Here is a 21,123-nt window from a genome sequence, read left to right as displayed (position 1 = left end):
CGGACCTGCCTTATACACTCCGGTCTCATGACCGACGGACAACCACTCTCATCTTCGTCTGAGCAGGTCGAGATGGTGGATCTGTTCGCTGGTCCAGGCGGTCTCGACGTGGCTTCTCACTGGCTCGGCCTGTCAACGGTCGGGATCGAGTGGGATGCCGATGCGTGTACCACTCGCGAAGCAGCTGGGTTGCGGACCAAGCAAGGTGATGTGCGCTCTTCCAAGCCGCTCGACTACCCGGATGCTCGAATCTTGGCTGGAGGTCCGCCCTGCCAAACTTACACCGTAGCGGGGCGGGGAGAAGGGCGGAAAGCTCTCGACCAGGTGTTGTCCTTCGTCGACGATGTTGCCTGCGGCAAGGATCCGGACTTTTCCCAGGTTAAGGACGAACGGACTGGACTGGTCGTCGAGCCTCTGCGATGGGCGGTAGACGCTGCGGATCGAGGCGTCCCTTACGAAGCGATCGTTCTCGAACAGGTGCCCGCGGTACTGCCGGTATGGAAGGCGTTCGGACAGGTCCTTGAGGCGCGTGGGTACGGCGTTGCGCACGGAATCCTCCATACTGAGGAGTTCGGCGTTCCGCAGACTCGTCGCCGCGCGATACTTGTCGCCCGTCTCGGTACTGATGCGGAGCTGCCGAGACCGACCCATCGGAGGTATCGCAAAGGACAGTCCCGTAAGGAGGGCGACCGGCGCCTGCGCCAGTGGAGGACCATGCGCGAAGCGCTCGGCTGGCCGGCCGGATTCACTGTGGTATCCAATTATGGGACCGGTGGAGATCCGAAGCTGCGAGGGGAACGAACTTGGAACGAACCCTCCTTCACTGTCACCGGCAAGATCTCTCGTAACCGACTGCGTGATCGGCCCGTTGGCAAGCCAGATCGCTTCACGGATCACGAGGCAGGCAGACTGCAGACGTTTCCTCGCGACTACCCCTGGTCCGGACGTGCCATTGCACAGCAAGTTGGCAACGCAATCCCTCCTCGGCTGGCTGCGCACGTCCTCGCCGCCGCGCTCGGCAAGGAACTTGACGTGAAGCTCCTCGATCGGTGTGTCCGGAAGAGCTGGCAGGACACCCGCTACGGGGTCGAAGGGTTGCTAAAAGAAGTCTGAGTTCAGCGGCATCTCTACGATGTATGCCAAACACTTCTTCGGCAGTGTTTAGATTTGCGCAGGTCAGAGGGTCTGCAGGAACGCCGACACCTCGCGCGGCGACCGCAGCAGCACCTGTCGCGCGGACGGAGCTTCGGCGGCGATCCGCCGCAGCATCAGCGGACGGCGGGTCGGCCATTTCCAGATCCACTGGACCAGTTCGGCGTCGATCTTCGACACGCATCCGGCGGCCTGCGTCTCTTGGCCCCATTCGCGCAGCTGCCGCCGCACGGCGCGGAGCAGGCAGGTGTAGCGCGACGCGTCCAGCAGCACGACGGTGTCGGCGAACGGCAGGCGCAGGTCAAAGGTCTTGCTGTAGTTGCCGTCGATCACCCAGCTGTCCGTGCTGGCGGCTTCGGCGACCGCGGCTCGGAACTCTTCGGGCGGGGCCGGGATCCAGCCGGGACGCCAGTAGAGCCGGTCCAGATGCGTGACCGGGAGGTCGAGGGTTGCGCCGATCTGCCTGGCCAGGGTGGATTTTCCGGCACCGGAGCATCCGGTGACCATGATGCGTCGCCCCATGGGTGGGGAGCGTAGGGCTAGACCGGGACAAAGCTCGCGGCAATTAATCCCAGCACAAGGAGTTCCGGGCCTCGGACGAGTTGCCGCACCAGGCCCGCGGGGATCAGGACGCCCTCGTACAGCACCATTCCCATCGAGCTGAAGTCGAGCGGGCCGCGGGTCACCGAGCGGACGGCGGACAGCGCCGCGATCAGGGCCGCCGCGATCGTGCCGAGTGACGCTGGGATGCCGAGCAGCAGGACGACGCCGGTCCAGAGCAGGGCAAGGACACAGAGAAAAGCGCAGGTCACGGCATGTAGCTGCAGGTCGGACGCGGCTAGCCACCGACGCAGTCCGGGTACCCGATGCAGCTGCGCGACCGGGGCGGTGAACGGCAGCAGGCTGAGGTAGCCGCCGATGCCGATCAGCCAGACCGACGTGACCGCCGGGAAGGTCGCGTGGGTGGCGACGACGGCGAGGGCCAAGAAGACCGGCAGGCCGAGTGCGGAGCGCCGGGCGAGGACTCCGGTGACGACGTATCGGGTGACGACGAACCGGCTGGCGAGCGCATTCCGCCACGGCACCGGACGTCCGGCCGGGAGCAGCGCCCAGACATCGAGGAAGGCGGCGGACGTCCGGCGCACCATGCGCTCGGTGTAGTGCCGGATCAGGGTGTCGCGGGAAGCCGTGTGCGACAAGGAAGAAGACCGGGCCAAGGCGACCGCCGCGAGGGCGGCCGCGGCCACATATGTCCACAGTGGAACGACGAACACCAGCGCGAGGGTAAGCGGGAGAAGGGATTCGCTGGGGAACGAGCGGCGGCGGCCCATCAGCAAGGCCAGCGCGGCGATGACCACGAGGAGCGCGATCGGGCCGGCAACCGAGCTGGGGAAGCCGATCAGCATCCCGGACACGGCGAAGAAATAAGCCGCCACCGCGAACCGGGCGGCCCAGTCCAGTACGAGCCGTCGGGTGAGCACGGCAGGGCGCTGGCCGTCGAAATCGTCCCAGGTCAGCGTGGCCGGATGGGCCCAGACGTACCCGCGTCGCAGCGTCGCGCGCCAGGCCAGGGCGAGGCCGGTGCACAGCACGAGCACGCTGCCGAGCGCGCCCACCGGTGCGCTGCCGATCAGCTGGCTGCGCACCAGTTCGGTGTTGTAGAACGGCGATCCCAGCAGACCGACCGCGATGACCAGCGCCAGGACCAGATCCGGGCGTTTCACAGGTCCACCACGTAATCCGCGACCTCGTCCGCGAGCGGCGGGTGATGGCTCGCCACCACGACCGCCGCGCCGCGCTGGGTGCTGGTGGCGACCAGGGTGGACAGCCAGGCGCGGCCGTCCGCGTCCAGGGCGCGTTCGGGTTCGTCCAGCAGCAGCACCTCGTGCGGACGCGCGACCGCGGCGTGCAGCAGGAGCCGGCGGCGTTGTCCGGCGGAGAGTTCCGCCGCGGGCACATCGGGAGCCGGGATCGGGCCTTCGGCCAGTTCGCCGCCGAAGGAATTGCGCAGCAGGTCGAGATGCTGGCGCGGGGTGAGTTCGTCGAAGAGCGCCGAATCGTCGAAAAGCACGGAAACCCGGCGACGGAAAGCGGCGGACCGCTCGTCCGGCGGCCCGCCGCAGACGGACACGGAACCGGACGTCGGAGCCTGATTCCCGTAGAGACAGCGCAGCAACGTCGATTTGCCCGCTCCGTTGGCACCGCGGACGACCAGGCATTCGCCGGCGTCGACGGCCAGGTCGAGACCGCTGAACAGCGCTGTCTCGCCCGCGGTGACCCCCAGGTCTTGAGTGGTGATGAGCACGAAACCCCCTCGGCTGATCACCCCAAGATAGTCACTTCAAGTACGCCTCCGCTTGCAACGTGAACAATTCCGCGTACCCGGCATCGGCCGCCATCAGCGCTTCGTGCGTGCCGTATTCTGCGACCTTCCCGTGGTCCAGCAGCAGGATGCGCTCGGCTTGGCGGACCGTCGAGAACCGGTGCGAGATGTACAGCGTCGTCCGCCCGCGCGACAACGTGTGCAGCCGGTCGAACAGGTCGTGCTCGGCTTGCGCGTCCAGCGCCGACGTCGGCTCGTCCAGGATCAGGATCGGGGCCTCGCGCTGGAAAGCCCTGGCCAGCGCGATTTTCTGCCATTCCCCGCCGGAGAGCGACACGCCCTGGTCGAACCATCGGCCGAGCGGGCTGTCGTACCCCGTCGGCAGCCGGGCGATGCGCTCGTCGGCTCCGGCGCGGCGGGCGGAGTCCTCGATGTGCTCGCGATCGGTGAGCCGGTTCAGGTCGCCGAGACCGATGTTCTCCGCCGCGGTTCCTTGGTAGGTCACGTAATCCTGGAACATCGCGCTGATCTTGGTGCGCAATTCGACCGGGTCGTACTCGCGGATGTCCACGCCGTCCAGCAGGATCCGACCCGCTGTCGGGTCATAAAGCCGGCACAGCAGCTTGAACAGCGTCGACTTTCCCGCGCCGTTGCGGCCCACCACGGCGACGGTTTCGCCGGGACGGATCTCGAAGCTCACCCCGTGCAGCGCCGGTTCGTCCGCACCCGGATAGCTGAAGCTCACCGATTCGAACTGGATATGTCCTTCCACAGTGGACGGAAGCGGCCGCGGCTTCGCCGGTGCGGTGATTTCCGGTGTGGTGTCGAGGAATTTGTACAGCGTGTCCAGGTAGAGATTGTTCTCGTACATCCCGGAAAACGCGGTGAACAACCCGGTCACCGAGCTTTGCACGGACGTCGCGGCGGCGGTGTACAGCGCCAGATCGCCCAGCGTGAGCCGTCCGCCGACCGCTTCCAGTGCGATGTACAACGCGATCCCAGAGCCGACCAGCGTGCTCAGCAATCCCCACGACGTCGAGCTGACATTCCGTTTCACCGTCAGCTTCCGCTGCCGTTCGTAAGCCACCACGCCGAGCTTCCGGAACCGGTCCACGAAGTACGGGCCGAGCCCGAACAGCTTGGTCTCCTTGGCATACGTATCCGTTGTGACCAAAGAGGACAGATAGTCCATCCGCCGTTTGATCGGCGACATCATGAACGTGAGCCAGAACGCCCGCGAACCGTACTTCGACTGCGAGATGAACGCCGGAATCGGGGCCAGCAAAGCGACCAGCGCGAGCAGCGGGCTGATCGACACCAGCAGCGCGATCATGCTGGCGAAGGTGATCATCGTCCGGATCAGGCCGAGTGCCGAGGTCATCATCGACAACGGACGCGTCGGCGCTTCCTGCGCGGCCTGGCGCAGCATGTCGTACGACGCCGAACCCTCGAAGTACGCCAGGTGCAGATCGCTCGCGTGCTTCATGACCTGGTGCCGGATGGTGAGCGTCATCCGTTCCTGCAACAGGGATTGTGCGATCGTGGTGAGCGCGCTGCTGATCGCGGTCGCCGCCAGCACGCCGAACTGGAACAGCGTGATGCGCACGATGTCCGCGGTCGACCCGCGATGCTGGATCGCCGCGACCACCGAGTCGAGCAGGACTTTCGCGATGTACGCGGTGACCGTCGGCAGCAGGCCGGACGCCAGCGTGATCACCGCGAGCACGATCGTCAGCGTCGGGCTGGCCTGCCAGGTCAGCTTCGCGACCTTCGGCAGGCCGCGGACGGTGCCCGCCACCGAAGTGCGCATCCGCGACAGCCGCGCCCGCAGGCCTTTCGGCTGTTCCGGCTGCTCCGGTTCCGGGATGTCGACCGGCCCGGTGAGTCCGCTGTCCGGCACGGATTGCGCCATCCGCCTGCGACCGCGGCGGCCGAGGGCCATCTCGATCCCGCCCCCACCGCCGGGGATCACGCCAGCACCGAACCGTGCAGGAAGACGTCGATGACCTCGTCGGTAGTCGGGGCGCCCGGCATCGGGCGGGATTGCGTGAACAGCAGCGCCAGGAACAGCGAAGCAGCTTTGTCGACCGGCATCCGCAGCCGGGCGGCGTCCGGGACGAACAGTTCCCGCACCGCGCGCTGCATCGCCTCGAGCGACTCGCGCCTGCTGTCCCCGGTCACTGACTTGCGGTTGCGCGCCTCTTCCGCGGCGGCGCGCGTCCGTCCCTTCATCGTCGCGGCCATCGCCGCGCCCATGCGCTGGAGGTGCGCGTTCATCGCTTCGGCGGCCTCCGCCAGTCGCTTCTCCAACGGCAGTTCAGCCGGGATCTCCCCGATCATCTCCAGTGCCTCCGCCGGATCGAGCGCGGCTTCCACGCACGCGTCGAACAGTTCGTCCTTGTCCTGGAAAACCCGGAAGATGGTGCCCTCGCCGATCCCGGCGGCGCGGGCGATCTGCGCGGTCGTGACCCCGCGGCCGTGCTCGACGACCAGCGGAAGCACCGCGCGGACGATCATCCGCCGCCGGTCGTCCGGCGCCATCCCGGGCGCTCGTTTTCTCGTCTCCATGCTCTCCACGGTACGGAGTGAGCACTCACTCCGTCAACGGGATAAAACGAAGGGCCGCGCCCAGGCGGACACGGCCCCTTCGGCTCAGTACGTGATCGCGACCGCCGGATCGGCGAGCAGCGCACCGACGTCGGCGAGGAACTCCGACCCCTGCTGCCCGTCGACCACCCGGTGGTCGAAGCTCAGCGACAACTGCATCACCTTGCGCACCTTGATCTCGCCGTCGACCACCCACGGGGTGTCGCGGATCGCCCCGACCGCCAGGATCGCCGACTCGCCCGGGTTGATGATGGGCGTGCCGGTGTCGACGCCGAACACGCCGACGTTGGTGATCGTGAACGTGCCGCCCAGCATCGCCGCCGGCGTCGTCTTGCCCTCGCGCGCGACGTCGGTCAGCTCGGTGAGCGCCACCGCGAGTTCCTTGAGCGACAAGGAATCCGCGTCCCGGATCTTCGGCACCACGAGACCGCGCGGAGTCGCCGCCGCGATGCCGAGGTGCACGTAGTCCTTGTAGACGATCTCCTGCGCGGCCTCGTCCCACACCGCGTTGACGTCCGGGGTGCGCTTCGCCGCGAGGCACACCGCCTTCGCCGCGAACGCCAGCGGAGTGAGCTTGACCCCGCTGAACTCGCGCGACTTCTTGAGCTTCTCGCGCAGCTCCATCATCGGCGTGACGTCGATGGTGAGGAACTCCGTGACGTGCGGAGCGGTGTACGCGCTCTGCACCATCGCGGCCGCGGTCGCCTTGCGGACACCCTTGATCGGCACGCGCCGCTCACGGGTGGCCGGGTCATAGCCGGAATCCACAGTGGACACCGCGGGCGCGGCGGAACCGTTGGCGGCCCGGTGCACGTCCTCGCGGGTGATCACGCCGCCGTCCGCACTGCCGGTGAGCGAGTGCAGGTCGACGCCGAGGTCCTTGGCCAGCTTGCGGACCGGCGGTTTGGCCAGCGGGACGTAACCGCCGCGCGGGGTTTCGGCCACCGGTGCGGGAGCGGCCGCGACCGGAGCCGCGGCTGGTGCCGGGGTGGCGTTTTTGCGAGCCCGCCGGGTAGTCCCGGCCGCCTTGGAGCCGTAGCCGACCAGCGGCTTCATCTCCTCCTCGGCCGGAGCAACCGGAGCAGCCGGAGCCGCGGCAGCGGGCTCAGCGGCAGGAGCGGGCGCGGCTTTCCCGTCCGGGTCCACGTCCATGGTCAGGATCGGCGTGCCGACCTCGACCGTCTGTCCCGGTTCCACGTGCAGCTCGGTGACCACACCGGCCCACGGGATCGGCAGCTCGACCGCGGCCTTCGCGGTCTCGACCTCGACCACGATCTGGTTGACCGTGACCGTGTCGCCCGGCTTCACGCGCCAGGCGAGGATGTCGGCCTCGGTGAGCCCCTCCGCCGTGTCCGACAAGGGGAACTGTTTGTACTCGGGCATTTCTTGCAGAACCCCCTTACCAGGCGAGAGATCGGTCGACAGCGTGCAGGACCCGGTCGAGGTCGGGGAGATAGTGCTCCTCGAGCTTCGCAGGCGGGTACGGCGTGTCGAATCCGGTCACGCGCAGGACGGGGGACTCAAGGGAGTAGAAGCATTCCTGCTGGACCCGGGCCGCGATCTCCGAGGTCAGCGAGGATTCCGACGGCGCTTCGCTGACCGCGATGAGCCGTCCGGTCTTGCGGACCGATTCGAACACCGGCCCCAGGTCGAGCGGCGAGAGCGTGCGCAGGTCGATGACTTCCAGCGACTTGCCCTCGGCCTCGGCGGCAGTGGCGGCGTCGAGTGCCACCTTCACCGACGGGCCGTACGCGACCACGGTGGCGTCCGTGCCCGCGCGCACCACCTGCGACGCGAACACCCGCGACGGTGCCGTCGAGGTGTCGACCTCCATCTTCAGCGCGCCCGAGTGGTACAGCTTCTTGGGCTCGAAGAAGAGGATCGGGTCGTCCGAACGGATCGCCTCCTGGATGCCCCAGTAGGCGTCCACCGCGTTCGAAATCGACACCACCTTGAGCCCGGCGATGTGCGAGAACAGCGATTCCGGCGATTCCGAGTGGTGCTCCACCGCGCCGATCCCGCCGCCGAAGGGCACCCGGATCACGACGGGCATCTTGACCTTGCCCTGCGTGCGGTAGTGCAGTTTCGCCAGCTGCGAGGAAATCTGGTCGAAGCCGGGGAAGATGAAGCCTTCGAACTGGATTTCGCACACCGGCCGGAAACCGCGCACGGCGAGGCCGACCGCGGTGCCGATGATGCCCGATTCGGCCAGCGGCGTGTCCAGCACGCGCTGCTCGCCGAAGTCCTTCTGCAGCCCGTCGGTGATCCGGAAGACGCCGCCGAGCTTGCCGACGTCCTCCCCCATGATCAGGACCTTCGGGTCCTCCTCCATCGCGCGACGGAGACCGAGGTTGAGCGCCTTGCCGATGGTGAGCTTCTGCAAGTCAGTCATCAGTGCTCACCTGCCGCCGCGAAACCGTCGAGATAGGACAGATACTCCTCGCGCTGCGCTTCCAGCACCGGCGAAGGTTCTGCGTACACCTGGGAAAACACCCGATCCGGCGGCGGCTCCGGCATGTTGAACGTGTAGTCGCGCAGCTCAGCGGCGAACTGGTCCGCCTCGGCCTGGACGCTGTCGAAGAAGGCCTGGTCGGCGTGTCCGCCGCGGGCCAGGAACGCGCGGACGCGCTCGATCGGGTCCTTGAGCTTCCACTCCTCCAGCTCGTCCGAGAGCCGGTAGCGGGTGGGGTCGTCGGTCGTGGTGTGCGCGTCCATCCGGTAGGTGAACGCCTCGATCAGGACCGGGCCGTTGCCGTGCCGGCATTCCTCCAGCGCCCAGCGGGTGACCGCGAGACAGGCGAGGACGTCGTTGCCGTCCACGCGGATGCCGGGGAAGCCGTAACCGCGGGCGCGCTGGTACAGCGGCAGCCGCGACTGGCGTTCGGTCGGCTCGGAAATCGCCCACTGGTTGTTCTGGCAGAAGAAGACCAGCGGGGCGTCGTACACCGCTGCCCAGACGAATCCTTCGTGGACGTCGCCCTGCGAAGTCGCGCCGTCACCGAAGTAACAGATGGTGGCCTCGCCACCCTCGTCGCCAACCTTGCCCTCGAACTTCTGGCCCATCGCATAACCGGCCGCGTTGAGCACCTGGTTGCCGATCACGATGGTGTACGGGTGGAACCGGTGGGCCTGGTAGTCCCAGCCGCTGTGGTCAGTGCACCGGAAAATCCCGATCAGGTCGCGCATGTCGATGCCGCGCGTGTACGCGACGCCGTGCTCGCGGTAGCTCGGGAACGCCATGTCGCGGGGCTGCAGCGCGCGACCGGACCCGACCTGCGCGGCTTCCTGGCCGAGCAGCGGCACCCAGATGCCCAGCTGCCCCTGGCGCTGCATCGCGTTGGCCTCGCGGTCCGCGCGGCGCACCAGCACCATGTCGCGGTAGAGGTTCTTCAGCGTTTCGTCGTCCACGTCCTCGACGTAGCGGTCGAACCGCTCGGACGGGACCCGCTGGCCCTCGGGGGTGAGCAGCTGAGTGAGCTCAGCGCCACCTTCACTTGTCGCTCGCAAACCGGCGATCACCTGTTCGGGGGAAGGCTGGGCCGCTACGGCGGCCGGGCCGTCTCCAGGTTCCGGGTGCGTCCACTGTTCGGACGGCATGAGCTGTTCTCCTCGGTGTCGGCGCCTCTGACGGCCGCTTGTGGCGGCCACAGCGACTGCACCGGCGGGGACCGGCGCCTCGGGTCCGAGGCACCCCGGTCACCGTCGGCGTTGACGGTTCGTGGCCACATCCTGGCACGAGAATTGCTCCGATGGAGAGCCGCAGTTGCTGATTTGTTGCTGAGAAAACCTCGCTGAACAGGGGAAACGTTTGGAAGCCCGAGTATGGGAGAGGCGATGGTCGGGCGGCCATCCCGCGTCCTACCTGCCCTCGCCGGCGGCACTGGCGCGGCCGAGCGGACTGCGCACTCACGACGTTCACTCGTGCCGGTGACGTCGGTCACCGTGGCAAGATGGCGCTGTGGAACAAAAATCCGTACGCGAATCCGTGGTCTCGACGTGGATCAACGACGTCACGCCGAGCCTGTCCGGTCTGGTCGCGATCCCCGCGCTGTCCCCGGCGTTCGACGCGGACTGGGCGTCGACCGGGCATCTCGCCGCCGCTGTCCAGCACGTCAAGAGCTACCTCGAAGGGCGCGACCTGCCGGGCGCGCGGATCGAGGTCGTCGAGCTGGGAGGCCGTTCCCCGCTGCTGTACGTCGACGTGCCGGCCACCCCGGGCGCGACCGGCAAGGGCACGGTCCTGATGTACGGCCACTTGGACAAGCAGCCTCCGGTCGGCGGCTGGTCCGAGGGCCTCGACCCGTGGACCCCGGTGATCCGCGACGGGCGGCTGTACGGCCGCGGTTCGGTCGACGACGGCTACTCCGGGTACGCGGCCAGTGCCGCGCTGGAAGCGGTGCACGCCGCAGGCGGCGAGCACGCGCGAATCGCGCTGCTGCTGGAAACCGGCGAGGAATCCGGCAGTCCGGACCTGCCCGCCTACCTGGAGCACTTGAGCGCACGGCTCGGCGAAGTCGGCCTCGTCGTCTGCCTCGACGCGGGCGGCATGGACTACGAGCGGCTGTGGCTCACCACGAGCCTGCGCGGCATGGTGCACCTGACGGTCAACGTCCAACTGCTCGCCACCGCACAGCACTCCGGGCTGGCCAGCGGTGTCGTCGCCAGCTCGTTCCGCGTGCTGCGGCAGCTGCTGGAGCGGATCGAGAACGCGGAAACCGGCGAGATCAAGCTGTCCGAGCTGAACGTCGAGGTGCCGGCCAGCCGCCGGGCCGAGATCGAGGCGGTCGCGGAGGTGGCCCCGGATGCGCTGCGCACCGCGTTCCCGTTGGTGAGCGGCGGAAAGACGGTGTCGGAGGACGCGCTTGAGCTGCTGCTGAACAACTATTGGCGGCCGACGCTGTCGATCATCGGCGGCGAAGGACTTCCGAAGCCCGCCGAGGCAGGCAACGTGCTGCGGCAGAGCACCACGCTCACGCTCAGCTTCCGCCTGCCGCCGACCGCGGTCGCGGACGACGCGCTGGCGGCGATCAAGCGCGTGCTCACCACGGACGTTCCGTACGGCGCGAAGGTCACCATCGCCGACGGCCAGCAGGCCGAGAACGGCTGGAACGCGCCGGAGGAAGCCGCGTGGCTGACCGACGCGCTGCGCCGGGTCGACGACGAGGTGTTCGGCCGTCCGCACCGCGCCACGGGCATGGGCGGGACGATCCCGTTCATGGGCATGCTCGGCGAGAAGTACCCGGAGGCGCAGTTCCTGGTCACCGGCGCGTGCGGGGCGGATTCGAACATCCATGTGCCGGACGAGTGGCTGAACCTGGACTACGCCCAGCAGGTCACCGAAGCGGTGGCGCACGTGCTGGACGCGCACGCCCGCAGCTGACCTGGCGAACGCCCCAATGTGGCATTGGGTGCATCTCACGCACCCAATGCCACATTGGGTGCGTCACATGCACCCAATGCCACATTGGGGTGCTTTAGGCCAGCTTGGCGAGGGCGTCGGCGATGCGGGTCTGCTCGGGCGCGAACCGCTGGTACGAGAACGGCGTCTCGTTGTTCCACGGGATCAGCTTGCCCGCCTTCACCGCGGGCAATTGCTGCCAGGTCGGGACGCCGCCGAGCCCGTCCGGGCCGAGCGACAGCGAACCGCCGCGCGAGTCGTACATGATCACGTCGGCCGAGTATTTGCCGACGTTCTCCCAGCTCACCTGTTCGTAGTAGCCGCCCTGGCTCTCGTCGGGCTTCTCCGGCAGGACGAACTGCATCCCCTTGTCCTGGTAGTGCTTCGAGGTCGCGAACTTCGCCGGATTGGCCACGTACACCGTGTCCTTCTGCGCGGACAGCAGCACGACCTTCAGCCCGGCCGTCTTCTTCACCGCGTCGGCGAACTTGGCGTCCGCAGCCTCGTACTTTTCCTTGGCCTGCTGGATCTCCGGCGTCGCGACGTTCGCACCGAGCGCCTTGGCCAGCGCCTCGAACTTCGCGATCCCCTGCGGCATCGAGATGTCCTGCAGTCCGATGCCGACACTCGGCGCGGCCTTGTCCACCTTGTCCGCCAAGGTGTCTGGCACGTACCACATCTGCTGCTTCAGGTAGATCACGCTGACCAGCAGTTGCGGGTTCAGCGAGACGAACTTGTCGAAGTTGAACTCGTTCCAGACGTTGCCCAGCGAGGTCACCGATTTCAGGTCGACGCCGCCCGCCTGCGGATCGGTCTTGCCGTCCGGGAGCTTCGACGGGCCGAAGATGCCCACCGATTTCACCCCGAAGTCCCACAGCGCGGCCGCCGCGGTCACCTGTGCGACGATCCGTTCGGGACGCTTGCCGTCGAGCTTGCGGCCGCGGTCGTCGGTGAAGGACCACGTCGCGCCGTCGCCGGCAGCGGGCTGGTCGTCTTTGTACCCGCAGGCGCTCAGCAGGCCGAGGGTGCCCGCGGCGGCGGTGCCTGCGAGAAAGCCGCGGCGGGACAGCCGCGCCGGTGAGAGGGTCATCGGAACTCCGGAGGATCGGGTGAGGTACCGCCTGAGGTTAGCCTTGCCTTAGGGTTAACGCCATGGTCCTGCTTGGGGAGCGCGTCACATCCCGGCGCTGGGGCGTCCGCGCGACAGTCCTGGTCGCGGCGCTCGTCGCACTCGTCGCGGTGGTGGTGCTGTCCATCGCCTTCGGCTCCAACCGGTTGCCGCTCGGCAGCGTGTGGCACGCCTTGTTCTCCTACAGCGGCACGTTCTCCGACGTCGTCATCCGCGACGACCGGCTGCCGCGGACGCTGCTCGGCCTCGCCGTCGGCGTCGGGCTCGGGCTGGCCGGCGCGCTGCTGCAGGCGATCACCCGCAACCCGGTCGCCGACCCCGGCCTGCTCGGCATCAACCACGGCGCGGCGGTAGCGATCGTCCTGGGCGGCGCGGTGTTCTCGGTGTCTTCGCCGCAGCAACTGGTGTGGTTCGCGTTTTTCGGCGCGCTGGCCGGAACGGTCCTGGTCACGGTGATCGGCGGGTCGGTGAGCCCGCTGCGGCTGGTGCTCGCGGGCGTCGCGGTCCAGGCCGTGTTCGTCGGGATCAACCAGGGCATGCAGATGATCAACACGCACAGCCTCGACCAGATGCGGTACTGGCTCGTCGGCTCGCTGGTGAACCGGAACCTCGGCAGTCTGGCGGGACTGCTGCCGTTCTTCCTGGCCGCGCTGGTGGTCGCGGGAGTGCTCGCCCGGCCGCTCAACGCGGTCGCGCTCGGCGACGACAGCGCGCGCGGCCTCGGCGCGAACCCGGCGCTGACCCGCGCGGTCGGCATGATCGCGGTCGGCCTGCTCTCCGCGACGGCGACCGCGGCGTGCGGACCCATCGCGTTCGTCGGGCTGATGATCCCGCACGTCGTGCGCGCGCTGGTCGGCCAGGACGAACGGTGGGTGCTGCCGTTGTCCGCGCTGCTCGGGCCGGTGCTGCTGCTCGGCTGCGACGTGCTCGGGCGGCTGCTCGGCGGGAATGGCGAAATCCAGGTGGGCCTGATGACGGACGTGATCGGCGGCGTCGCCTTCGTGATCGTGGCGCGGCGGCTGAAGGCGGTGCGGCGATGAGGACGTGGCTGGTCGTCGGTTTGCTGGCGCTGGTGGCGGCGGTGCTTCTGGTGCTCGCCGTGGGCACCGGCGATTACGAGATGTCGCCGCTCGAAGTCCTGCGCACGCTCGCCGGATCCGGCACGAAGGCGCAGTACCTGGTGGTCACCGGTCGCCTGCCGCGCGCGTTGGTGGCGATCTTCGTCGGCGTCGCGCTCGCGCTGGCAGGGACGGTTTTCCAGACGGTGACCCGGAATCCGCTCGGCAGCCCGGACATCATCGGCTTCACCACCGGCTCGGCGACTGGCGGGATCATGATGATCCTGCTGTTCGGCGCGGGCCCCGGCCTGGTGTCGGTCGGCGCGGTCGCGGGCGGCCTGCTCACCGCGTTGCTGGTCACCGCGCTGTGCGCCCCGCACGGTTTGCTCAGCTCACGGCTGGTGCTGCTGGGCATCGCGGTGAGCGCGGTGCTGGCCGGGGTGAACGGTTATCTGCTGGTGCAAGCGAAACTCGAAGCCGCGGCACAGGCGGTCGGCTGGCTGACCGGTGATCTTGCTGGCCGCGACTGGAACTACTTCATCCCGCTGTGCCTGGCCGTCGTGGTGCTCGCGCCGTTCATCTTCGTGCACCAGCCCGCGCTGCGAATGCTGGAAATGGGCGACGACGCGGCGGTCGCCGTCGGGGTCGCGGTGCCACGAGTGCGCGCGGTGGTGCTGTTGGCCGCAGTGGCTTTGGCCGCTTCCGCGACCGCCGCGGCCGGGCCGATCCCGTTCGTCGCCCTTGCCGCGCCGCAACTCGCTCGCCGCCTGACCCGTCGACCAGGCCCGAACCTGCTCGCCTCCGCGGCGATGGGCGCGGTGCTGGTGCTGGCGGCGGACTTCGTGGGCCAGCGGGTGCTGGACGCTTCGCTGCTGCCGGTGGGCGTCGTCGCGGCCGCGTTGGGCGGCGGGTATCTGTTGTGGCTGTTGACAGTTTCCCGGCGCCGCCAGACCGCGTGATCAAGCCATCCGGGTCAGTTCCACCGAAACATCCAAAGTGGACTGGCTGGCCCCGGTGAAGATCCCCTTCAGCGGAGCCACATCCGCGTAATCCCGGCCGGTCGCGACCCACACGTGCCGCGGCCCGACCGGGATCGCGTTCGTCGGATCGTGCGCCCACCAGCCGCCGGTCCACACGTCGACCCAGGCGTGGCTCTCGCCCTCCACCTTCTCGCCGAGCTTGGCCTCCGGTTTGGTGTGCAGGTACCCCGAGCAGTACCGGGCCGGGATGCCGATCGCCCGCAGCATCACCAGCGTGACGTGCGCGAAGTCCTGGCACACGCCCTCGCGCGCCCGCCACGAATCGGTCGCCGTGCTGTGCACGCCGGTGGTGCCCGGCTGGTATTTCAACTGCTCGTTCACCCAGCCGCAGATCGCGAGCACCGCGTCCGCCGGGTCCAATCCCTTGCGCAGCGCTCGGGCCTGTTTGGACAGTTCCTGGTCGTTCGGCGTGTACGGCGTCGGCGTCAAATACTCCGTGCGCTGATCGCGGACGGTCTCGCTCTGCAGGTCCTTCCACGTCGCCGAACGCACCGGTTCGGCTTCGTCGGCGGTCTCCACCACCGACGTCGCGAGCACGGTGAACTCGGTGTGCGGCGCGTGCAGGTCGAACGAGGTGACGTCGGTGCCCCAGTAATCGGTGTAGCGATAAGCCCGGGTGGCTGGCGAGGTTTCGATGCGGGTGGCCAAAGTGGTCTGCCGCCGGTCCGAGCGCGGGGTGAGCCGGGCTTCGTTGTACGACTGGGTGGCCGGTGTCGCGTACCGGTAGCCGGTCCGGTGCGTCACCCGCAATTGCCAGGTCACAGGGACACCTCCGCACCGCTCCACGCCACCCACGGCGACGTGTGGAAGTACTGCATGGACACCGCTTCCCCGATTTCCTTGATCGCTTCCTGCAATCCGCGCAGCCGGCGCGGCAGGTCGTCCAGCAGTGCCGCGGGGTGGAGGAATTCCAGCTCGCTGCGGGCGCGGCCGAGCAGCCGGACGGCCTCGGACTTTTCGTTGCCCCGAGCGTTGATTCCCGGATCGAGCTGGCGTAAACAATCCTCCGCCTGGCGCAACGCGTGGAAGACCGAACGCGGGAACAACGTGTCCCGGAGCAGGAATTGCACCACGCGCGCCGCGTCGAGTGCGCCGCGATTGGTGCGCAGATAGGTGTCCTGCGCACCCGCTGAGCGAAGCACGGTCATCCACCCCGGCGACGACGCGCGGTCGGAAACCCGCGAAAGCAGCAGCCGCACCACCATGTCCGCACGTTCAACCGATCGGCCGAGCACCAGGAACAGCCAGCCGTCGTCGCGGCTCATCGTGGAATCGGCGAGCCCGGCGAACATCGCCGCCCGTTCCTCCACAAAGGACAAGAAGGCGTGCGGTCCGGCGCGGCGGGCGTAACGCTGCCGGTCGGGCACCGCGTTCCAGGTCGCATTCAGGCATTCCCACAGCTCGGTCGAAACGACCTCGCGCGCGCCGCGGGTGTTCTCGCGCGCGGAGTTGATCGAACCGACGATGGACGACGGATTGTCCTTCGCGTAGGCGACCAGTTCGGTCAGCTTCCACACGTCGAGCGCGTCACCCGCGTCGAACGGGATGCCGAGCACGGCGAGCAGCTGACGGCTGACGTGGTCCGGATCGACGCTCGCGTCTTCCAGCAGCTGATGCACCGAAACGTTCAGGATGCGGGAGGTGTCGTCGGCGCGTTCGACGTAACGGCCGATCCAGTACAGCGACTCCGCGTTGCGGGCCAGCATCATGGATTTCCCTCCCTCAGCTCTGCTGTTGCTGTTGTTGCTGCTGCGACGTGGACAGTTCCGGGCCCTGTTCCGCGGCGACACCGTCCACAACGGACACGTCACCGAGCGCGGGACGGTCGAGTTCCTGCTCGGAGGTCGAGGACCGCGAAGCGAGCACCCAGGTGTCCTTCGAACCGCCGCCCTGCGACGAGTTCACCACGAGGCTGCCCTCGGGCAGTGCGACCCGGGTGAGCCCGCCGGGCAGCACGAAGATCTCCTTGCCGTCGTTGACCGCGAACGGCCGCAGGTCCACGTGTCGCGGCGCGAGTCGGTCGTCCACCTTGGACGGAACGGTCGACAGCTGCACCACCGGCTGCGCGATCCAGCCGCGCCGGTTCGCGCGCACCTTTCGGCGCAACGCGTCGAGCTCCTTTTTGGACGCGTCCGGTCCGAAGACGATGCCGTATCCGCCGGAGCCCTCGACCGGTTTGATCACCAATTCGTCGGCGTGCTGCATGACGTGGTCGAACTCGTCCGGCAGCCAGCACCGGAAAGTGTCCACATTGGGCAGGATGGGTTTCTCGTTCAGGTAGTAGCGCACCATTTCCGGCACGTAGGTGTAGACGAGCTTGTCGTCGCCGACGCCGTTGCCGACCGCGTTCGCCACCACCACGTTGCCCGCGCGAGCCGCGTTGAGGATGCCCGCGACGCCCAGCACCGAATCCGGCCGGTGGTGCACCGGGTCGAGGAACTCGTCGTCGATCCGCCGGTAGATGACGTCGACCTGGCGTTCGCCCTCGGTGGTGCGCAGGTAGACCACGTTGTCGCGGCAGAACATGTCGCGGCCCTCGACCAGCTCGACGCCCATCAGCCGGGCGAGCAGCGAATGCTCGAAGTAGGCCGAGTTGTAGACGCCGGGGGTGAGCACGACGACCATCGGGTCGGCGACGTTCGGCGCGGCCGCCGCTCGCAGTGCGCGAAGCAGATGTGACGCGTAGTCACCGACCGGCCGGACCCGGTGTCGCGCGAACAGGTCCGGGAACACGCGCGCCATCGTGCGCCGGTTCTCCATCACGTAGGACACGCCGGACGGGTTGCGGAGATTGTCCTCCAGGACGCGAAACGTGCCCTCTTCGTCGCGGACGAGGTCGACGCCGGAGACGTGGATCCGCACGCCGTTGGGCGGTTTGATCCCGTATGCCTCGCGGTGGAAGTGCTCGCACGAGGTGATCAGCCTGCGCGGCAGGACGCCGTCGCGCAGGATCTGCCGGTCGCCGTAGACGTCGGCGAGGAACGCCTCCAGCGCCCGGACACGCTGTGTCACGCCGCGTTCGAGCCGGGACCATTCGGTCGCCTGGATGACGCGGGGCACGAGGTCGAGCGGAAACGGCCGTTCCTGGCCGGACAGCGAGAACGTGATCCCCTGGTCCACCATCGCCCGGTCGAGCGCCTGCGAGCGATTGGTGAGGTCGCTGGCGTCGAGCGCGGCGATCGAGCCGTACAGCGCGCGATACGGGCCGCGAACCGTGCCGTCGGGCGCGAACATCTCGTCGTACGCGCCGGCGTGCGGCCGCTCCGGGGCGAGGTAGCCGTCGAACTGCGCGCCGGGCCGGGCCGCGCGGCGGCCTTTCACCGTTCGCGCACGTCGTCCGGCTGGCGGCAGCCGGGGACCGGGGTTGCTGTTCATGGGAGACATCCTGACTTACCGCGCCGAGCGGCCGTGACACCCGTCTTCCGGCAAGTCCTGTGCGAAACTTCCCCGTGACGCACCAGTGCTGTGCATACCCGCTTCCGAGTGGCAATATGCCAGCTCTCAGCCCTTGAGAACTACGAGGAGTGACGAAGTGGCCCGAGGACAGCAAATGAAGGCACTCGCCCTTCTCCCCGCTTTCGCGCTGGTCGGCATGACGATGGCGTGCGGCGCGGGCGGCAACGGATCTGGCGGCACCGACGCGGGTTCCAGCCAGGCTCCCGGCGGAGCCGAAAGCGCGCCGACCGCGCAGAAGGACGCGGCGCTGGCCGCGATGGTGCCCGCCGACATCAAGGCCGACGGCAAGATCGTGATCGGGCAGGACCAGACCTACCCGCCGAACGAATTCGTCGAGAACGGCAAGGCGACCGGCTTCGACGTCGACCTCGCCACCGCGGTCGGCCAGGTGCTCGGCGTGCAGACGGAGTTCCAGAACTCGGCGTTCGACGGCATCATTCCCGGTATTTCGGCGAAGAAGTACGAAATGGGCATCTCGTCGTTCACGATCAACGCCGAGCGGATGCAGACCGTCGACATGATTTCGTACTACAGCGCGGGCACCTCGCTCGCGGTGCTCAAGGGCAATCCGGACAAAATCTCGGTGGACGACCTGTGCGGCAAGAACGTGGCCGTGCAGAAGGGCACCACGCAGGTCGACGATCTCGGCAAGCGCAACACCGCGTGCACCAAGGCGGGCAAGCAGCCGATCAACATCACCCAGTTCCAGGCGCAGACCGACGTGAACCTGGCGCTGACCGCGAAGCGCGTGCAGGCCGAACTGGCCGACTCGCCGGTCATCGACTACGCGGTGAAGCAGACCAGCGGTCAGCTGGAGTCCGCGGGCGCGCCGTACGACACCGCGCCGTACGGGATCGTGCTCCCGAAGGGCAGCGGCGAATTCGGCAAGGCCGTGCAGGGCGCCGTGCAGAAGCTGATCGACAGCGGAATCTACAAGAAGATCCTGGACAAGTGGGGCTTGTCGGGTTCCGGTGCCATCACCAAGTCGGAGATCAACCCGTCCGCTTCCTGACGAAACTGAGGACTTAGTTACTCGTGTCCACTCCCCCCGGCCCCGCCGATTCCTGGCAGGAGGTCGACACCACCCCGATCAAGGCGGTCCCGGTCCGGCATTACGGACGCTGGATCGCCGGCGTGATCATCGTGTTCGTCGCGTTCATCGTGATCCGCAGCGTCGTCACGAATTCCGCGTTGCAGTGGCCGGTCGTCGGCGAGTACCTCTTCGACAACCGGATTCTCAACGGCCTGCGGAACACGTTGCTGCTCACGGTGCTCTCGATGCTCATCGGCATTGTCGGCGGCGTACTGCTCGCGGTGATGCGCCTGTCGCCGAACCTGCTGATGTCGGGCGCAGCGTCGATCTACATCTGGCTGTTCCGCGGCACGCCGTTGATCGCTCAGCTGGTGATCTGGAACTTCCTGGCGCTGGCGTACCCGAAAATCGGCCTCGGCATCCCGTTCGGGCCGACCTTCATCAGCTGGGACACGAACACGCTGATCAACCAGTTCGTCGCCTCGTTGCTGGGCCTCGGCCTGAACGAGGCGGCGTACATGGCGGAAATCGTCCGCGGCGGCCTCCAGTCCGTCGACAGCGGTCAGCTGGAGGCGTCGTCCGCGCTGGGCATGAGCCGGGGCAAGACCTTGCGCCGGATCATCCTGCCGCAGGCGATGCGGGTGATCATCCCGCCCACCGGCAACGAGACCATCTCGATGTTGAAGACCACGTCGCTGGTCGTCGTCATCGGATACTTCGAGCTGTTCGTGTCGGCGCAGACGATTTATTCGCAGAACTACAAGACAGTGCCGCTGCTGATCGTCGCGGCGACGTGGTATTTGTTCATGACGTCGGTGCTGACGGTCGTGCAGGTTTACATCGAGCGGTATTTCGCCCGCGGCACCTCACGGGCGACCGCACAGAAGAACAAGTGGGGAGCGCGAATGCTGGGCTTCCGCTTCGGCAGTGGCGGCAGCGGATCCGGGGGTAGCGTGCAGTGACTCCCGTCGTTTCCGCGCAAAAGGTGTGCAAGAGCTTCGGCTCGCTCGACGTGCTGAAGGGCATCGACCTGGAAGTGCACGACCGAGAGGTGCTCTGCCTGATCGGCCCGTCCGGTTCCGGCAAGTCCACCCTGCTGCGCTGTATCAATCACCTGGAGAAAATCGACGCGGGCAGGCTGTATGTCGACGGAGTGCTAGTCGGCTACCGCGAACGCGGCGGCAGGCTGCACGAGCTGCGCGACAAGGAAATCGCTGAGCAGCGCAAGAACATCGGCATGGTGTTCCAGCGGTTCAATTTGTTCCCGCACATGACGGCGCTGGAAAACGTCATGGAGGCCCCGGTCCAGGTCCGCCGGGAGCCTCGGGGCCAGGTCCGGGAACGGGCTCTGGAACTGCTGGACCGCGTCGGCCTGGCGGACAAGGCCCGTTCCTACCCCGGCCAGCTTTCGGGCGGCCAGCAGCAACGGGTCGCCATCGCACGAGCGCTGGCGATGCAACCGAAGCTGATGCTCTTCGACGAGCCGACGTCCGCTTTGGACCCGGAGTTGGTGGGCGACGTCCTCGGCGTCATGCGCCAACTGGCCAAGGACGGCATGACGATGGTCGTGGTAACCCACGAAATGCAGTTCGCCCGCGAGGTGGCCGACAAGGTCTTCTTCATGGACGGCGGGGTTGTCGTGGAGTCTGGTTCTCCGGACGAGGTGATCGGGGATCCGAAGCATGAACGGACGAAGTCGTTCTTGGCTCGGGTGCTGAACCCGAACGCTTGAGGTTCGTGGGGCCGCCCGGAGATTCTCCGGGCGGCCCTTTTTATGAGTGGTGTGTGGATTTCAGGTGCTGGATGCCGAAACTGGCGATCTTGGCCGAGACGGGTTGGAAAAATGCGGATTTCCGGTGTCCAGCCGGGCAATCACAGTGAAGAGAAGATCGTCCCGGACTCCGGCTGCCAGTGTGCAGACGCCTTC

19 protein-coding genes are annotated in these 21,123 nt (G+C 67.6%); 7 read left to right on the top strand and 12 right to left on the bottom strand.

From position 1 onward, the window contains the following. Positions 1-27 precede the first annotated feature (27 nt). Complete coding sequence (locus H4281_RS22590; protein ID WP_182892914.1) at positions 28-1,113, top strand: DNA cytosine methyltransferase; 1,086 nt, start codon at positions 28-30, stop codon at positions 1,111-1,113. 63 nt (positions 1,114-1,176) lie between these two features. Here H4281_RS22590 and H4281_RS22585 read toward each other — a convergent pair whose 3' ends face one another. The 8 genes from H4281_RS22585 to pdhA all read right to left on the bottom strand — a co-directional run bounded on the left by H4281_RS22585 (position 1,177) and on the right by pdhA (position 9,679). Then, the gene (locus H4281_RS22585; protein ID WP_182892913.1) at positions 1,177-1,674 is read right to left on the bottom strand and encodes a P-loop NTPase family protein; all 498 of its coding nucleotides are present in this window, start codon (positions 1,672-1,674) and stop codon (positions 1,177-1,179) included. A gap of 17 nt (positions 1,675-1,691) precedes the next feature. Then, positions 1,692-2,876 carry a hypothetical protein gene (locus H4281_RS22580; protein ID WP_182892912.1) on the bottom strand — a complete coding sequence of 395 codons (1,185 nt, stop codon included), beginning with the start codon at positions 2,874-2,876 and terminating at the stop codon, positions 1,692-1,694. Beyond that, complete coding sequence (locus tag H4281_RS22575) at positions 2,873-3,457, bottom strand: ABC transporter ATP-binding protein (RefSeq protein ID WP_312872158.1); 585 nt, start codon at positions 3,455-3,457, stop codon at positions 2,873-2,875. The genes H4281_RS22580 and H4281_RS22575 overlap by 4 nt, the downstream gene beginning before the upstream one ends. A gap of 31 nt (positions 3,458-3,488) precedes the next feature. Then, positions 3,489-5,423 (bottom strand): ABC transporter ATP-binding protein, encoded by a 1,935-nt coding sequence (locus H4281_RS22570; protein ID WP_182893033.1) that lies wholly within the window; start codon positions 5,421-5,423, stop codon positions 3,489-3,491. A 20-nt stretch (positions 5,424-5,443) separates the two neighbouring features. Beyond that, positions 5,444-6,016, bottom strand: a complete 573-nt coding sequence (locus tag H4281_RS22565) for a TetR/AcrR family transcriptional regulator (RefSeq protein WP_182893032.1) — start codon at positions 6,014-6,016, stop codon at positions 5,444-5,446. 111 nt (positions 6,017-6,127) lie between these two features. Next, entirely contained in the window at positions 6,128-7,465 is a 1,338-nt protein-coding gene (locus tag H4281_RS22560) for a dihydrolipoamide acetyltransferase family protein (RefSeq protein WP_182892910.1), read from the bottom strand. A gap of 16 nt (positions 7,466-7,481) precedes the next feature. After that, complete coding sequence (locus H4281_RS22555; protein ID WP_182892909.1) at positions 7,482-8,474, bottom strand: alpha-ketoacid dehydrogenase subunit beta; 993 nt, start codon at positions 8,472-8,474, stop codon at positions 7,482-7,484. Further along, on the bottom strand, positions 8,474-9,679 hold the full coding sequence (gene pdhA, locus H4281_RS22550) for a pyruvate dehydrogenase (acetyl-transferring) E1 component subunit alpha (protein ID WP_182892908.1): 1,206 nt from the start codon (positions 9,677-9,679) through the stop codon (positions 8,474-8,476). Before pdhA ends, H4281_RS22555 begins: the two co-directional genes overlap by 1 nt. Before the next feature lie 361 nt (positions 9,680-10,040). Here pdhA and H4281_RS22545 point away from each other — a divergent pair, with 361 nt between their 5' ends. Then, a complete protein-coding gene (locus tag H4281_RS22545) occupies positions 10,041-11,462 on the top strand; it encodes a M20/M25/M40 family metallo-hydrolase (protein ID WP_182892907.1) in 1,422 nt (473 codons plus the stop codon). Between the two features lie 94 nt (positions 11,463-11,556). Here H4281_RS22545 and H4281_RS22540 read toward each other — a convergent pair whose 3' ends face one another. After that, the gene (locus H4281_RS22540; RefSeq protein WP_182892906.1) at positions 11,557-12,570 is read right to left on the bottom strand and encodes an ABC transporter substrate-binding protein; all 1,014 of its coding nucleotides are present in this window, start codon (positions 12,568-12,570) and stop codon (positions 11,557-11,559) included. A gap of 62 nt (positions 12,571-12,632) precedes the next feature. On the opposite strand from H4281_RS22540, the gene H4281_RS22535 reads away from it, so the two are divergent. After that, a complete protein-coding gene (locus H4281_RS22535; RefSeq protein ID WP_182892905.1) occupies positions 12,633-13,649 on the top strand; it encodes a FecCD family ABC transporter permease in 1,017 nt (338 codons plus the stop codon). Then, positions 13,646-14,626: a FecCD family ABC transporter permease gene (locus tag H4281_RS22530; protein ID WP_182892904.1), complete on the top strand. Its 981-nt coding sequence runs from the start codon at positions 13,646-13,648 to the stop codon at positions 14,624-14,626. Before H4281_RS22535 ends, H4281_RS22530 begins: the two co-directional genes overlap by 4 nt. Here H4281_RS22530 and H4281_RS22525 read toward each other — a convergent pair whose 3' ends face one another. The 3 genes from H4281_RS22525 to H4281_RS22515 are packed head-to-tail and all read right to left on the bottom strand — an operon-like array spanning position 14,627 to position 18,091. Continuing rightward, positions 14,627-15,469 (bottom strand): transglutaminase family protein, encoded by an 843-nt coding sequence (locus H4281_RS22525; protein WP_182892903.1) that lies wholly within the window; start codon positions 15,467-15,469, stop codon positions 14,627-14,629. Continuing rightward, positions 15,466-16,413, bottom strand: a complete 948-nt coding sequence (locus H4281_RS22520) for an alpha-E domain-containing protein (RefSeq protein WP_182893031.1) — start codon at positions 16,411-16,413, stop codon at positions 15,466-15,468. Before H4281_RS22520 ends, H4281_RS22525 begins: the two co-directional genes overlap by 4 nt. Positions 16,414-16,429: 16 nt before the next feature. Next, positions 16,430-18,091 (bottom strand): circularly permuted type 2 ATP-grasp protein, encoded by a 1,662-nt coding sequence (locus H4281_RS22515; RefSeq protein WP_037808973.1) that lies wholly within the window; start codon positions 18,089-18,091, stop codon positions 16,430-16,432. 166 nt (positions 18,092-18,257) lie between these two features. Here H4281_RS22515 and H4281_RS22510 point away from each other — a divergent pair, with 166 nt between their 5' ends. From H4281_RS22510 to H4281_RS22500, 3 genes are read left to right on the top strand one after another with little or no spacing between them, the layout of a single operon-like run. Next, a complete protein-coding gene (locus H4281_RS22510) occupies positions 18,258-19,175 on the top strand; it encodes an ABC transporter substrate-binding protein (RefSeq protein WP_182892902.1) in 918 nt (305 codons plus the stop codon). Positions 19,176-19,198: 23 nt separating this feature from the next. Further along, positions 19,199-20,158: an amino acid ABC transporter permease gene (locus H4281_RS22505; RefSeq protein WP_182892901.1), complete on the top strand. Its 960-nt coding sequence runs from the start codon at positions 19,199-19,201 to the stop codon at positions 20,156-20,158. Beyond that, the gene (locus H4281_RS22500; RefSeq protein ID WP_182892900.1) at positions 20,155-20,928 is read left to right on the top strand and encodes an amino acid ABC transporter ATP-binding protein; all 774 of its coding nucleotides are present in this window, start codon (positions 20,155-20,157) and stop codon (positions 20,926-20,928) included. The genes H4281_RS22505 and H4281_RS22500 overlap by 4 nt, the downstream gene beginning before the upstream one ends. The last annotated feature ends 195 nt before the right edge of the window (positions 20,929-21,123 follow it).

Origin of the sequence: Amycolatopsis dendrobii, from assembly GCF_014145675.1 — a bacterium.
GTDB lineage: Bacteria > Actinomycetota > Actinomycetes > Mycobacteriales > Pseudonocardiaceae > Amycolatopsis > Amycolatopsis dendrobii.
The sequence above is the reverse complement of the archived record's forward strand: the minus strand, read 5'-3'. Positions and strand labels throughout refer to the sequence as shown.

Bases quoted from the DNA above. Each gene is read 5' to 3' on its own strand.
- H4281_RS22590 (WP_182892914.1), top strand. From the start codon at position 28: ATGACCGACGGACAACCACTCTCATCTTCGTCTGAGCAGGTCGAGATG.
- H4281_RS22585 (WP_182892913.1), bottom strand. From the start codon at position 1,674: ATGGGGCGACGCATCATGGTCACCGGATGCTCCGGTGCCGGAAAATCC.
- H4281_RS22565 (WP_182893032.1), bottom strand. From the start codon at position 6,016: ATGGCGCCGGACGACCGGCGGCGGATGATCGTCCGCGCGGTGCTTCCG.
- H4281_RS22560 (WP_182892910.1), bottom strand. From the start codon at position 7,465: ATGCCCGAGTACAAACAGTTCCCCTTGTCGGACACGGCGGAGGGGCTC.
- H4281_RS22555 (WP_182892909.1), bottom strand. From the start codon at position 8,474: ATGACTGACTTGCAGAAGCTCACCATCGGCAAGGCGCTCAACCTCGGT.
- pdhA (WP_182892908.1), bottom strand. From the start codon at position 9,679: ATGCCGTCCGAACAGTGGACGCACCCGGAACCTGGAGACGGCCCGGCC.
- H4281_RS22540 (WP_182892906.1), bottom strand. From the start codon at position 12,570: ATGACCCTCTCACCGGCGCGGCTGTCCCGCCGCGGCTTTCTCGCAGGC.
- H4281_RS22535 (WP_182892905.1), top strand. From the start codon at position 12,633: ATGGTCCTGCTTGGGGAGCGCGTCACATCCCGGCGCTGGGGCGTCCGC.
- H4281_RS22530 (WP_182892904.1), top strand. From the start codon at position 13,646: ATGAGGACGTGGCTGGTCGTCGGTTTGCTGGCGCTGGTGGCGGCGGTG.
- H4281_RS22520 (WP_182893031.1), bottom strand. From the start codon at position 16,413: ATGCTGGCCCGCAACGCGGAGTCGCTGTACTGGATCGGCCGTTACGTC.
- H4281_RS22515 (WP_037808973.1), bottom strand. From the start codon at position 18,091: ATGTCTCCCATGAACAGCAACCCCGGTCCCCGGCTGCCGCCAGCCGGA.
- H4281_RS22510 (WP_182892902.1), top strand. From the start codon at position 18,258: ATGAAGGCACTCGCCCTTCTCCCCGCTTTCGCGCTGGTCGGCATGACG.